Genomic DNA, 13,671 nt, shown 5'->3' on the forward strand with positions numbered 1-13,671 from the left:
CTGAACACGTCCTGTAGCGCCCCGTCACGCCGGTGACGGCGGGCAACAACCGCTAATTAATTAATGTTACGCCAGGCACCAATTGCCGGATCGGCCAGATCGGCGTGCAGGGTGTCAATCAGTAACACTGTCACTTTTTGCTGTGGCATAAACTGCGGCGACCAGATGCCGCGTAAGCTATCAACCCGCGATTTTACCGCTTCGCTATCCTTGCCGGCGTTCTTGTCCAATTTAATCAGCAGCGTGCCGCTGAAGCGCCAGAGGTGCTGCTGTGCATCAAACGGCAGCACCAGCCAGCTGTCACTGGCGTCGGGCCGTGTCACGATCATGCGCTGCTTATTCACCGCCACGACGTCCAGCGGCGTGCCGGACAGCGTGAGGTCGGCAATCGGATAACCCTGCAGGAAGCTGACCGTCTGGCTGTGCGTTTTGCCATCACGCAGCAGCGTCATCGCCGCCGGTCCTTCCAGCCAGCCTTCGGTCGAACAGTGCTGCTGCGGGTTCTCGGGGATAAACAGCGAACCGCCGTTTTCATCCCACCAGGTGCGGAAATGGCAGCCGCCGGGCAGGGCGAAGTGCTGCAGCGGCGTGCTGTCGGCCGGACGCGACAAATCCAGCGGTGCCGCGGTATTTGTGCTGGCGCTGGCGGTCGCATCGTTGAGGACGATGGGACGCCAGTTCTGCAGTTTTGCCGCGCTGCCGTTGGCCAGCACGCTGCCCTCTTTACTGGTCATCTGCCAGGGAATTTCATCCAGCAGGCCGCACTGGTTAGCCAGCAGGGTGCCGACGCGCGGCAGGAAGCTGGTGAGAATGCTGGTGTCGCTGCTTTTGCCGGACACGATGCGCAGCGGCAGCGACTCTTTACACCAGTCGTCAGGCGCGTTACTGGCAACGTTATCGATATAGACTTCCAGCGACAGGCTGGGCGAGTAAACCACCCGATAATCTTCCGCCTGCGCATTCAGGGCCAGTAACAGGGCGGCAACGCCCGGCAACCACAGTTTCATAATGATCCTTGCAATCAATAACGTGACGGCAGAAAACGTGCCGCATCAGCCTGGGAATAAAGCAGCGTCGCGTCCTGCGGTTCGCCAATCCAGATTGCCAGAGCGCTGAGATTGTCGCTTTTAACACTGCGGTTTACGGCCTGTTCCATCAACGCCAGCCACTCTTCGCAGGCGTTCACCATGCGCAGTGCTTGTTCCATTTCGTCGGTGGTGAGATTGAGCCAGAAGCCGTCGGTACAGACCAGAAATGCGTCACCATCGGTCAGTTCGATCACCTCGCTGAAGGTGGCAGGACGCGCCGGCTCAATGCCCAGCGCATTATAAAGTAAATTACTGTTAATGCCGGTATTTTCATAGCCGGCTTCCCGCAGCTGCTGCGCCAGACTGTGGTCACGTGTCACCTGATGCAGCACCCCGTGGCGGAAGTGATAAACCCGGCTGTCACCGGCGTGCGCCCACCAGGCACGCTGCAACTGACGGTCGATAAACAGGGCCGCCAGCGTGGTGCTCATGCGCGAAAAATTCGGATTGTTCCCCTGCGCGCTGACCAGTGTTTGCTGACACTGCTCAATGGCCGCACGCGTGCTCTCCGGCGTGAACGCGTCGCTGTGGTGCAGCTGCGTCAGCAGAGTGTCGCGCACCAGCTGGGCCGCGTAATCGCCGCCGGGCAGTCCGGCCACGCCGTCGCATACCAGAAAACAGGCTTTGTGATCATCGACTTCGGCGCCGGTGCGATCCTGATTCTCGTCGCGCATACCCTGCTGGCAACGACTGGCAAACATCATCTTCATGCGTCTTCGGTCCGCGTCTGTGAATCTTTATACTGATTGACTTCCATGTCGTAGGCATGCAGGAAGGCTTCACCAAACAGCGTGTGGAAGTCGTCTTCAATCTCGCCGGCGGTGCGCTGGTAGTGGCGGGTGAAGTAATCCCACAGCGCTGCTTTGCGCCCACCGCTGAACGGCAGCTTCGGCAGCACGCCGTCTTTGCGCGCTTCCTCTTCCAGCCGCTGCGGATTAAACGACTGCAGCATGGCGGCGATGATGGCGCGAATACCGGCAATCATTCCCAGCTGGTGCGCCTGTAAATCCACCAGCGCATCGCGTACCGCTGCTTCCGGCGGCATAAAGCCGGGCATCTGGCTTTGGTACATCTGCATCAGCACGGTTTTACCGGAGGGCAGGATTTTGAACGGGTTATTGGCTTCGTTGAGGATCATCGTCATGTCGGCTTTCACGCCGCGCTTAAGGATAGAGCGCGAAGAGAGCAGGGCGACGGTGCCCTGAGAGAACAGGCTCAGCATGCGGCCGGTGACGCGCATCTGCTCTTCGGTGATCGGCGTCTGGTGGCCATTATTCAGGCCCATGCCTTCCAGCAGCGCGGCGATCAGTTTGTCCTGATCGGCACCCGGCCGCACGGTCGGCATCACCGGTGCATCGCTCTGCGGATCGATCGCCAGCCGCGCATCCGGACGACGCTCATAGCGCGGACTCTCGCTTTGCGGCAGAACTTCCGGTTCCGGCACGCTTGTCGCCTGCTGCATGCCGAGCGGATCGGCATCGCTGTCGGCAAAAAACGCCAGCGGATCGTCCTGGCGTGCGTTCTGACACGCCGGATCGTGCACTTCAAGGCCATATTCGCCAATCTGGAGCGTATCGCCGTGATGCAGCCTGACCTGCGAGCCACGCTGCAGCGCCACGCCGTTCAGCACCACGGAGGTCACGCTGCCCTGATTGGTCAGGCGGCATTCACCGTCCGGCGACAGGTGCACCAGCGCCTGCAGGCGGGAGATGGCGCGCGATTCGTCGGGCAGCACCAGATCATTATCCTGGCTGCGGCCGATGGTGCCGCCCGGCGGGCTAAACGCGACGGTTTTGGCGGGCACATCCGTATTGCACTGCACAATGGTAAATTGCATGAGTCATCCCGTTAACAAGGCAAGCGCACTGGCCTATTCAAACATCGGTGGATAGAGGCCATTACGTCCCGGCTGGGCACCCGCCGCCGGGTTAAACAATAACGAAAAAAGTTGCGCGGTGAGCGGGCCACTGTGTTTATGCGTGGCGTGGGCAAAGCCGTCACTGCGATTACTCCACCAGTAGCTAATGTGCTGTTGGGGATCAAAGCGATCGGCCACTTCACGCCAGCTCAGGGTGCAGGGCAGATCGTCAAAACCAATCACGTCCATGATGTCGCTGCGCCGCTTATCCGGCACCAGCAGCGGCGCCAGCTGCTGAATCTGCGCCTCCAGCGCGTCCGGGCTGTGGCGATCGCGCACCGCCTGCCACAGCAGCGCGCCCAGTTCCTGATACCAGTCGCCGGAGATCGCCAGCTGTGCCGCGTGCCACGCGTTAAGCGGGATGCTGTGCAGCGCCAGCAGCGGCCAGGCGCGGCCAACGCGATCGCACGAGGGCAGCAGACAACCCATCTGGACCTGCTGGCGCAGCGGCGACAGCGGCAGGACAAAATTCCACACCGGCGCGCGCAAAAACTGTTGCGTGCTGGCCTCTTCCTGTTGATGCCAGTGGATTAACCCCTGCTGAAACCAGTGGCTCCACGGCGTCACCGTGGCCTCACTGAGCCGCTGGCGCAGAAAATCACCGGTGGCCGGTAATTTGCCATACCAGCCCGGCGCGGTGTAACTCGCCATGGTTACCTCACCATTACTCACTGTGTCCGGTCAATCGCTGCGACACGGTATGTGGCGCAACCGCCAGCATACTGTCATTCTGACCGGCATTTTTCAGATTTTCCGCAAGCTTACGCATCATCAGCGCATTGTCACGCGCATAAGGCGAAGACTGGATCTGCTGATCGAGCAGTTGACTGAGATGCCAGTCGAGCTGCTGCAGATCGCGCGCGCTGACGTTGTCCGGCAGCGAGCGTTGCAGATTCTGCATCAGCCAGCCGCGCAGAAACTCGCCGTCGTAATTGCGCGGCTGATACAGCATCTGATAGGCGCGCAGCGCATTGCGACTGTATTCATTGTCGGTGCCGGGATCGTCACGCAGCAGGTTGGTGATTTGCTGCGCCACGCGCGGCAGCAGTAAAGACTTAAGCGCATTTTGATAAAGCACCCATGCGGCATCGCTCACCTGGTTACCGCGATACAGTCCGGCGCGCATGGTAAGCGGTGGATTGTCGAGGGAAAAACGCGCCGACAGCGGCAGCTTCACCAGGTTATTTAAGAAGGGTAGCAGATCAAAAATATTATCGGCCGGCTGATGAATAACCTGCTGACTTTGCGCAGTGATCGGTCCGATGCGGGCCGCGACCTGATCGAGATAGCGCTGGTTCTGCACATAGCTGGTGAGCCACAGGCCAGAGAGCAGCACCAGCGCGCCGGTGAGCGCGCCGTAGCCGATCCAGTGCAGCAGCCGGTTGCGGTATTCCCAGTGACGGTTGCTGCCGGCGAGGCCGCTCTCACGGAACACCAGGTCGCTCAACAGATCGCGAATGAAAAAGCTCTGGCCTTTGGTGCCCGGAATCGGATTGCTGCGGTTGACGCTGTCCCACGCCGCCAGGCTCGATTCGCCACTGTGCGGCAGCTGCAGCTTGCGGTTGAGTTCGCCCATAATGCGGTCAAACGGTAAACCTTCCTGTGTGCCGCTGGTGAAAAACAGCCCGCGCGCTGACCAGGCAATCTCGTCCTGATGGCGGGAAAACACCACGTCGAGATACTCGTTGAGCAACGGACGCAGCGAACTGAACTCCTGCGGGAACAGGAAGCTGTCGGCGCGCTGAGTGAGATCGCGCTCGCTGGCCATCACGTCGGCCAGTTGCTGCTGCAGACGCTGCTCCAGCTGCTGGAAGCGATCGCTAAAGCTGCGGTGCCAGTCATCTTTGTGCGGCTTGCCCGGTTCCCAGGGGAAGGTGAAGCCCCAGATGGCATCGCGCTGCGGTTTACTCAGGTTGCCGTAAAAGCTCATAAACCCTTTCAGCAGATCGGTTTTGGTGACCATCACATACACCGGGAAATGAATGCCGGTTTGCTGATGCAGCTCAACCATGCGGCTGCGCAGCGCACTGGCCTGGGCGTGACGCGCTTCGGCCGAGTCAGTCAGCAGATCGGCCACGCTGATGGTCATGATCACGCCGTTGATCGGCTGGCGCGTGCGGTAGCGTTTAAGCAGTTTGATGAAGTTATGCCACTCGGCGCCGTCGCGCGCGCGCTGGCTCTCCTGCAGCGCATAACGGCCCGCGGTGTCGATCAATACTGCGCTGTCGGTAAACCACCAGTCGCAGTGACGCGTGCCGCCGACGCCGCGCACTGCCTCTTTACCGAGACTGTCGGTTAACGGAAACTCCAGACCGGCATTCAGCAGCGCGGTAGTTTTACCGGCACCGGGCGCGCCGATCATCACGTACCACGGCAGCTGATACAGATAGTGACTCTGAAAACGCGCCAGCCAGTTTTTCTGATGGCGGCGACCAAACTGGGTGCGCTTCAGCCGCAGCGCCGCTTCGCTGAAGCGCTGAGTTAGCAGCGTCTCGGTCGCCTGGCGATCGGACGCTTCTTCGTGGCTCATCTCCTGCAGGCGATTGAGCAGTTTGCTGTTAAACCAGCCGCGCCAGATCGCCGGAATAAACTGGAACAGTACCCAGCAGAAATAGAACAGACCGACCGCCAGCTGGCGCGGGAAGACCGGTTCAAGCGGGCGGGTATCGCCCCAGCTCCACAGCGGACCGAGCATCCACACCACGCAGCTCAGCGCGGTGACGCCAATCAGGCTCCACAGCAGGCGATGGGTTAACAAATGTTGGAGTGATGCGCGCATCACTGGCCTCCCTGATGATTGCCAAGGGTTTCCGGTGCCGCAAACAGGGTGATTTCCACCCGGCGATTGCGGGCGCGGTTTTCGTTGCTGTCATTAGGCAACAGCGGATTGCTGTCGCCGCGACCTTCAGCTTTCACGCTGTGGCCGTCCGCCAGCTGCGCATTCAGCAGCTGGGTCACCGCGCGGGCGCGGGCAAAGGAGAATTCGTAGCTGGAGGCAAAGCGGCCATCCACCGGGCGATTATCGGTATACACCGATACCAGCACCGTGCCTTTCACCGTTTTCATCGCGCTGGCAACGTGGGCCAGCAGCGCGCGGCCAACCTGGTTCACCACCGTACCGTCCGGCGCAAACAGCTTATCCGCAGGGATGATCACCTTGCTGCCGAAGGCGCCATCGCTCACTTCCAGCTGGCCTGCGGCAATTACGTCGTTAAGACGCTGATGCAGATCGAGCAGCGCCTGCGGTGAGGTTGGCCGGCGGCCGGGCATGATTTGTGGCAGCGGGGTTTGATAGATGGCGCGCAGCAGCGGTTCGGCCGCGTTGCCCAGCCGCCAGTTGAGCCCGCTGTAAATCAGGCAGGCAATCAGCGTGGCCAGCGTGACGCAGGCCCACAGTGGCACCATCGGCCGCGTCAGCGTGCTGACCAGCGGATGCACTTCCACCAGCGGCGCACGCGGTGGCGCAGCCGGGCGGGTTTCAGCAATCAGCTGTGCCAGCCGTTTACGGATGCCTTCGCACTGGGCGCGCCCGCTGTCGCTGCCGCGATAGCGGCCTTCATACCCTAACAGCAGACAGTAGTGAATCACTTCCAGCAGCCACAGATGCTGTTGCGGGCTTTGCGACACACGCGACAGCAGCTGAAAGACTTTTTCGCCACCCCAGCTTTCGTTGTGGAAGGTCACCAGCATGCCGTTGCCGGACCAGACGCCTCGCGTGCCCCACGGGGTTTGCGCTGCGGCTTCGTCCAGCACGCTGCACAGGCAATAGCGTGCGCCGATGATCATCTCAAACGGCAAACCGGCCTGTTTACAGCGCTGTTCAAACTGGCGGATCTCTTCAATCAGCAGCTGACGCAGGCCAGCGGGATCGTCATGTGTCGCCGCCTGCCGTATGCGTACGACGGCATTCAGAATCGGGGCTGCGGCATTCAGCAAAAGGTTATCATTGCCCGCGACAATGCCATCGCGGACAAGGGAATCCTGAGTCATTAAATCTCGATTATCCTGGCAATAACGGAACGGTTAGCCCGCAAAGCAGCGGTGTGCTGCGGGCAATATGCGCCGGATTGCATCATCAGTCTAAGATCCAGGTCGCGGTGTCATTGGTGCGGCACGCTTTGCTGGCGCCGCCCACGGCCACACAGACCTGTTTAGTGCGGCGGGGACGCGGTCGATCGCTGCGCAGCGTGGCATCATAGCGGCTGGTCTCAACGCCGGCCTTCGGCGGCACATAGCCAATCAGCTGACCGCTGGGCTCTTCCGCAATCGCCAGCCAGTTATGCTCGACGCGACCGAGCACCTCAAAGGTTTGGGCGTTATCCAGATAACGCACCACCTTGCCGCCGTAATCCGGCAGGGTCATCACGGAGGCGGCATACAGCGCGCGAAAGCTCTCATTCACCGGGGTAAATTCACCGGGTGCTGCCACCGCATGACGATGAACCAGTTTTACGCCGTTCACTTCGCTGGTGACCAGGGTGTCATCCGTCACAGGCGGTGGAGGCGCTTTACATCCCGCCAGCGTCAAAGCGGCCAGCAGCGTTAGCACGAGACTCTTATTCACCATGATCCTCAAATTTCATCAGTATCGCTGCAGAGTAATATCCGGCGCACACCTGGAGGGCGGGCAGATTATGCAGTGACAAGGCCACTAAAAAACAGTCAAATTACAGAAAGATAGTGCTGACTTCAGTCTACCTAAGACTTTTGAGAATTCAAACCATTGCACCCGCGGAAATCCCGTGCTAACGGGCGAAAAAGCAGCGTGCTGGCGGGCTGACTCAGTTCTGGCTGGGACGATAGATAAGCTGCATTAATTTATTTGCGTAAGCAAGCACAGCAAGTGTGCGCTGCGACATTTGCCCGCTAATCGCCCCTGGCGAGAATGGTAAATAAGATTAATCTATCTTTTTGGCTTTAAAAAGATTGCGCTGCGAAACAATTTTGCGACTTTCGGAATTTCCGGGCGTTATTGCGCCAGCGGTATACGCAGTCCGGCACGGCTTTTGCTTCGTTGCGGCGCTGATCGCATGGCGGGGCTGGCATCCTCTTCGGGCCAGCGATAGCCGTTAAATAGTCAGGCTGCGCGGTCTGATTTTACTTATGGCTGAATAAACCCCTGTTTTCCTCGCTTAATCCGCGCTTTAGACCCGGACGGTTTTGGCATTCTATGCTCAGAATTCCTGCCAGCTGAGGTATGTCGTGGCTGAAGAGAGCAACGAGGACAAAACAGAATCGCCCACCCCCCACCGACTTGAAAAAGCGCGGGAAGAGGGGCAGATTCCGCGTTCGCGCGAGCTGACCTCGGTGCTGATGCTGCTGGCCGGACTGCTGATCATCTGGCTGGGCGGCAACAATATGGCGCAACGGCTGGCCAGCATGGTAGCCACCGGCTTCCGCTTTGATCACGGTATGGTTAATGACGACAAGATCATCGTCTCGCACATCGGCAATCTGGTGATGCAGGCGGTGATCGCGTTGCTGCCGCTGATGGCCGGTCTGGTGATCGTCGCCATCGCCGCGCCGATGATCCTCGGCGGCATCAATATCAGCGGCAAATCTATTAAGTTCGATTTTAAAAAGCTCAACCCGCTGCCCGGCATCGCGCGCATGTTCTCCGGCCAGACGTGGGCGGAACTGGTGAAAGCCATTCTTAAAGCGGTGCTGGTGGCGCTGGTGGCCGGCTGGTATCTGTGGAGTCACTGGCAGGAGATGCTGCGCCTGATGAGCGAATCGCCGGTCAATGCGCTGCAGCATGGCCTGTCGATGACCGCCATCAGCTGTGCGCTGGTGATGCTGGGCTTGATCCCGATGGTTGGCTTTGACGTGTTCTGGCAGCTCTACAGCTACTTCAAAAAGCTACGCATGACGCGCCAGGAAATCCGTGACGAACACAAACAGAACGAAGGCGACCCGCACGTTAAAGGACGCATTCGTCAGGCGATGCGTGCCGCTGCCCGGCGTCGCATGATGGCCGATGTGCCGAAGGCGGACGTCATCGTCACCAACCCGACGCACTACTCGGTGGCGCTGCAGTATCAGGAAGGCAAGATGAGCGCGCCCAAAGTGATTGCCAAAGGCGCCGGCGATATTGCGCTGCGCATCCGGGAAATTGCCAAAGAGCATCGCGTCCCGATTCTGGAAGCGCCGCCGCTGGCGCGTGCGCTCTATCGTCATACCGAAATCGGCCAGTTTATTCCCGGCGCGCTCTACGCCGCCGTGGCGGAAGTGCTGGCGTGGGTCTGGCAGCTGCGGCGCTGGAAGCGCGAAGGCGGCCTGATTCCAAACAAACCTAAACATCTGCCGGTGCCGGCAGAAATGGACTTTGCAGGAGAGAACACCAACCATGGCTAATCTGGCCGAAAAGCTGCGTTTACCGGGCAATTTTAAAGACACGCAATGGCAGGTGCTGGCGGGGCCGGTACTGATCATGCTGATCCTGTCGATGATGGTATTGCCGCTACCGGCGTTTATCCTCGACCTGCTGTTTACCTTCAACATTGCGCTGTCCATTATGGTGCTGCTGGTGGCGATGTTCACTCAGCGCACGCTGGAATTCGCTGCCTTCCCGACCATCCTGCTGTTCTCGACGCTGCTGCGCCTGGCGCTGAACGTCGCCTCGACGCGTATCATCCTGCTGGAAGGGCACACCGGTGCCGATGCCGCCGGACGCGTGGTGGAAGCCTTCGGCCACTTCCTGGTGGGCGGTAACTTTGCCATCGGTATCGTGGTGTTCATCATCCTCGTGATCATCAACTTCATGGTCATCACCAAAGGTGCCGGACGTATCGCCGAAGTGGGCGCGCGCTTTGTGCTGGACGGCATGCCCGGCAAGCAGATGGCCATTGATGCCGATTTGAACGCCGGTCTGATTGGTGAAGACGAAGCCAAACGCCGCCGTACCGAGGTCACGCAGGAAGCGGACTTCTACGGCTCAATGGACGGTGCCAGTAAATTTGTGCGCGGTGACGCCATCGCCGGCATCCTGATTATGGTGATCAACGTCATCGGCGGCCTGCTGGTCGGCGTGGTACAGCACGGCATGGATCTCGGCCACGCCGGAGAAACCTATACGCTGCTGACCATCGGTGACGGTCTGGTGGCACAGATTCCGGCGCTGGTGATCTCCACCGCAGCCGGTGTGATCGTCACCCGCGTCAGCACCGATCAGGACGTTGGCGAGCAGATGGTGGGCCAGCTGTTTAACAATCCGCGCGTGCTGATGCTCAGCGCCGGCGTGATTGGCCTGCTGGGACTGGTACCCGGCATGCCGAACTTTGTCTTTCTGCTGTTTACCGCGGCGCTGCTCGGCCTGGCCTGGTGGCTGCGCGGTCGCGAAATGCAGCCGAAGAAGCAGACGGAAGCCTCCAGCGTAGTGAAAACCCAGGAGACGCCGGCAACAGTCGAAGCCTCGTGGACCGACGTCCAGCTGGAAGACTCGCTTGGCATGGAAGTCGGCTACCGCCTGATTCCGATGGTCGATCATCTGCAAAACGGCGAGCTGCTCGGGCGTATCCGCAGTATCCGCAAAAAGGTGGCGCAGGAAGTCGGCTTTCTGCCGCCGGTGGTGCACATTCGTGACAACATGGAGCTGCCGCCGGCGCGCTATCGCATTCTGATGAAGGGTGTAGAGATTGGCAGCGGCGATGCTTATCCGGGGCGCTGGATGGCGATCAATCCGGGCACGGCTGCCGGTACGCTACCGGGTGAACCGACCATCGATCCGGCGTTTGGCCTGGCGGCGATCTGGATTGACAGCGCGCTGAAAGAGCAGGCGCAGATTCAGGGCTATACCGTGGTGGAAGCCAGCACCGTGGTGGCTACTCACCTCAATCACCTGATTGGCCAGTATGCCAGCGAGCTGTTTGGACGTCAGGAAGCGCAGCAGCTGCTGGACCGTGTTACCCAGGAGATGCCGAAGCTGACGGAAGATCTGGTGCCGGGCGTGATTACCCTGACCACGCTGCACAAAGTGCTGCAAAATCTGCTGACCGAGCGCGTCTCGATTCGCGACATGCGCACCATTATCGAAACGCTGGCCGAACACGCGCCGGTGCAGAACGATCCGCAGGAGCTGACCAGCGTGGTGCGCGTGGCGCTGGGCCGCGCGATCACTCAGCAGTGGTTCCCGGGCAACGGCGAAGTGCAGGTGATTGGGCTGGACGCCACGCTGGAGCGTCTGCTGCTGCAGGCGCTGCAGGGCGGTGGCGGTCTGGAGCCGGGGCTGGCCGATCGGCTGCTGATGCAGGCGCAGGCCGCGCTGCAGCAGCAGGAGATGACCGGTGCGCCGCCGGTGCTGCTGGTTAACCATCCGCTGCGTGCGCTGCTGGCGCGCTTCCTGCGCCGTAACCTGCCGCAGCTGGTGGTGCTGTCTAACATGGAGCTGACCGACAACCGGCAGATCCGCATGACTGCCACCATAGGCGGCAAATAATGCGCGCGGTGACGGCAGCATGGCTGTTGACGGCGCTGCTGGCGCTGCCGCTGGCAACCCAGGCTGCGAGCGGTGCGTGGCAGGCCAGCGCCAGCGGTCCGAGCCTGGGCGTGCGCGGCAACTGGCTGCTGTCGCCGGCGCTCAAAGCGCCTTCGGCGGCACCGGGTACCATTTCGCTGGTGAACTGGCGCTACACGCTGAGCCGTCCGGCGCCATCAGGTCTGATCGTGCGGCTGTGCGCCAGTCAGCGCTGCGTGGAGCTGGACGGTGCCAGCGGCAGCACGCGCGGGCTGGCCAACGTGCCGGCCGACGAAACACTGCATCTGGCTTTCGGGTTTCAGGGGCAGGGCGCGTTACCGCCCGGGTTACGGGTAGTCAGCAGTGAAGTGATGGTCAATTATCAGTAGCCAATAAAAAACCCGCCGCAGCGGGTTTTTTTACATTTACATCCGCTCGACAGTTTTAATGCCCAGCGTATCCAGGCCCTGTTTCAGCGTTTTTGCCGTCAGCGCGGCCAGCTGCAGGCGGCTGTTGCGCACGCTTTCCTCTTCGGCAGAGAGAATCGGGCAATGCTCGTAGAAGCCCGAGAACAGACCGGCCAGATCGTAGAGATAAGCACACATCACGTGCGGCGTGCCGTCGCGCGCGACCTGAGTGATGGTCTCTTCAAACTGCAGCAGACGGGTCGCCAGCAGCGCTTCGCGCTCGTCGGTCAGGATGATATCACCGCGCAGGCTGTCTGCCTCAATGCCGGCTTTACGGAACACCGACAGCACGCGCGTATAAGCATACTGCATGTACGGCGCGGTGTTGCCTTCAAACGCCAGCATGTTGTCCCAGTCAAAGATGTAATCGGTGGTGCGGCTTTTTGACAGGTCGGCGTATTTCACCGCACCAATGCCGACCACTTCCGCCAGCTCTTTCAGCTCGTCGGCGCTCATCTCTGGATTCTTTTCGCTCACCAGCGCATGAGCACGCTCAACCGCTTCATCCAGCAGGTCGGAGAGTTTGATGGTGCCGCCGCTGCGCGTTTTGAACGGACGGCCATCTTTGCCCAGCATCATGCCGAATGCGTGGTGCTCAAGCGGTACGGATTCCGGTACGTAGCCGGCTTTACGCACGATGGTCCACGCCTGCTGCAGATGCTGATGCTGACGGGAGTCGATGTAATACAGCACGCGATCGGCATGCAGCGTTTCATAGCGGTATTTGGCGCAGGCGATATCGGTGGTGGTGTAGAGATAGCCGCCATCCTTCTTCTGGATGATCACGCCCATCGGTTCGCCTTCCTTGTTTTTGAACTCATCAAGGAAGACCACGGTGGCGCCTTCGCTGGTGACCGCCAGGCCTTTTTGACGCAGGTCAGCGACGATGCCCGGCAGCATGTCGTTATACAGGCTTTCACCCATCACATCCTTGCGTGTCAGGGTGACGTTAAGGCGGTCATACACCAGCTGGTTCTGACTCATGGTGATATCCACCAGCTTCTTCCACATGCTGCGGCAATATTCGTCGCCGCCCTGCAGTTTGACCACGTAGCCGCGTGCGCGCTCGGCAAAGGCTTCGTCTTCGTCGTAAGTCCGTTTGGCTTCGCGGTAGAACGCTTCCAGATCCGCCAGTGCGATATCTTCATGGTGCTCGTTCTGCTGCTTTTCCAGATAGGCAATCAGCATGCCGAACTGCGTACCCCAGTCGCCAACGTGGTTAGCGCGGATGACGTTGTGACCGAGGAATTCCTGAGTACGTACCGCGGCATCACCGATGATGGTCGAGCGCACGTGACCGACGTGCATCTCTTTCGCCACGTTGGGCGCAGAGTAGTCAATCACGATGGTCTGCGGAGTCACGTCACTGACGCCCAGGCGCGGCAGCTGCAGCGCCTGGGCCGCCTGCTGTGCCAGCCACTGGCGGTCGAGGAAAATATTGATAAAGCCGGGACCGGCAATCTCGACTTTGCTGGCGATGCCGGCCAGATCCAGATGCTGAAGCACCTGTTCAGCCAGCTGGCGTGGCACCTGACCGAGCTTTTTCGCCACGGCCATGATACCGTTCGCCTGGTAATCGCCGAACTGCACTTTTGCAGACTGACGAACCTGCGGTTCGCAATCGGCCGGTGCACCTGCCGCGACCATCGCCTGACTGACTTTATCGGAAAGAAGAGCCTGAATATTCACCGCGTTACCTTCATATGCTGAAAAGGCCCGCCAGCTAAGGGCGAGCCGATGTCGTCA

General features: G+C 60.2%; 11 protein-coding genes. 3 read left to right on the forward strand and 8 right to left on the reverse strand.

Annotation, left to right across the window (positions count from 1 at the left end):
• Nucleotides 1-56: 56 nt before the first annotated feature.
• The 7 genes from MXF20_RS15305 to MXF20_RS15335 all read right to left on the reverse strand — a co-directional run bounded on the left by MXF20_RS15305 (nucleotide 57) and on the right by MXF20_RS15335 (nucleotide 7,573).
• A complete protein-coding gene (locus MXF20_RS15305) occupies nucleotides 57-1,007 on the reverse strand; it encodes a hypothetical protein (protein WP_325970115.1) in 951 nt (316 codons plus the stop codon).
• A gap of 14 nt (nucleotides 1,008-1,021) precedes the next feature.
• Nucleotides 1,022-1,798, reverse strand: a complete 777-nt coding sequence (locus tag MXF20_RS15310; RefSeq protein WP_325970116.1) for a PP2C family protein-serine/threonine phosphatase — start codon at nucleotides 1,796-1,798, stop codon at nucleotides 1,022-1,024.
• Complete coding sequence (gene tagH / locus MXF20_RS15315) at nucleotides 1,795-2,925, reverse strand: type VI secretion system-associated FHA domain protein TagH (protein WP_325970117.1); 1,131 nt, start codon at nucleotides 2,923-2,925, stop codon at nucleotides 1,795-1,797. The genes MXF20_RS15310 and tagH overlap by 4 nt, the downstream gene beginning before the upstream one ends.
• Nucleotides 2,926-2,958: 33 nt before the next feature.
• Entirely contained in the window at nucleotides 2,959-3,657 is a 699-nt protein-coding gene (gene tagF / locus MXF20_RS15320; RefSeq protein ID WP_325970118.1) for a type VI secretion system-associated protein TagF, read from the reverse strand.
• Nucleotides 3,658-3,670: 13 nt separating this feature from the next.
• Nucleotides 3,671-5,785: a type VI secretion system membrane subunit TssM gene (gene tssM / locus MXF20_RS15325; protein WP_325970119.1), complete on the reverse strand. Its 2,115-nt coding sequence runs from the start codon at nucleotides 5,783-5,785 to the stop codon at nucleotides 3,671-3,673.
• The gene (icmH, locus tag MXF20_RS15330) at nucleotides 5,785-6,996 is read right to left on the reverse strand and encodes a type IVB secretion system protein IcmH/DotU (protein WP_325970120.1); all 1,212 of its coding nucleotides are present in this window, start codon (nucleotides 6,994-6,996) and stop codon (nucleotides 5,785-5,787) included. The genes tssM and icmH overlap by 1 nt, the downstream gene beginning before the upstream one ends.
• Before the next feature lie 85 nt (nucleotides 6,997-7,081).
• A complete protein-coding gene (locus tag MXF20_RS15335; protein WP_325970121.1) occupies nucleotides 7,082-7,573 on the reverse strand; it encodes an SH3 domain-containing protein in 492 nt (163 codons plus the stop codon).
• A gap of 635 nt (nucleotides 7,574-8,208) precedes the next feature.
• Between MXF20_RS15335 and flhB the strand changes: the two genes are divergently transcribed.
• The 3 genes from flhB to flhE are packed head-to-tail and all read left to right on the forward strand — an operon-like array spanning nucleotide 8,209 to nucleotide 11,847.
• Entirely contained in the window at nucleotides 8,209-9,360 is a 1,152-nt protein-coding gene (gene flhB / locus MXF20_RS15340) for a flagellar biosynthesis protein FlhB (RefSeq protein WP_325970122.1), read from the forward strand.
• The gene (gene flhA / locus MXF20_RS15345; RefSeq protein WP_325970123.1) at nucleotides 9,353-11,440 is read left to right on the forward strand and encodes a flagellar biosynthesis protein FlhA; all 2,088 of its coding nucleotides are present in this window, start codon (nucleotides 9,353-9,355) and stop codon (nucleotides 11,438-11,440) included. Before flhB ends, flhA begins: the two co-directional genes overlap by 8 nt.
• Nucleotides 11,440-11,847, forward strand: a complete 408-nt coding sequence (flhE, locus tag MXF20_RS15350) for a flagellar protein FlhE (RefSeq protein WP_325970124.1) — start codon at nucleotides 11,440-11,442, stop codon at nucleotides 11,845-11,847. The genes flhA and flhE overlap by 1 nt, the downstream gene beginning before the upstream one ends.
• A 36-nt stretch (nucleotides 11,848-11,883) precedes the next feature.
• On the opposite strand, the gene argS is transcribed toward flhE, so the two are convergent.
• On the reverse strand, nucleotides 11,884-13,614 hold the full coding sequence (argS, locus tag MXF20_RS15355) for an arginine--tRNA ligase (RefSeq protein ID WP_325970125.1): 1,731 nt from the start codon (nucleotides 13,612-13,614) through the stop codon (nucleotides 11,884-11,886).
• Nucleotides 13,615-13,671 lie beyond the last annotated feature (57 nt).

The organism is Pantoea dispersa, from assembly GCF_035783935.1.
Lineage (GTDB): Bacteria > Pseudomonadota > Gammaproteobacteria > Enterobacterales > Enterobacteriaceae > Pantoea > Pantoea dispersa_C.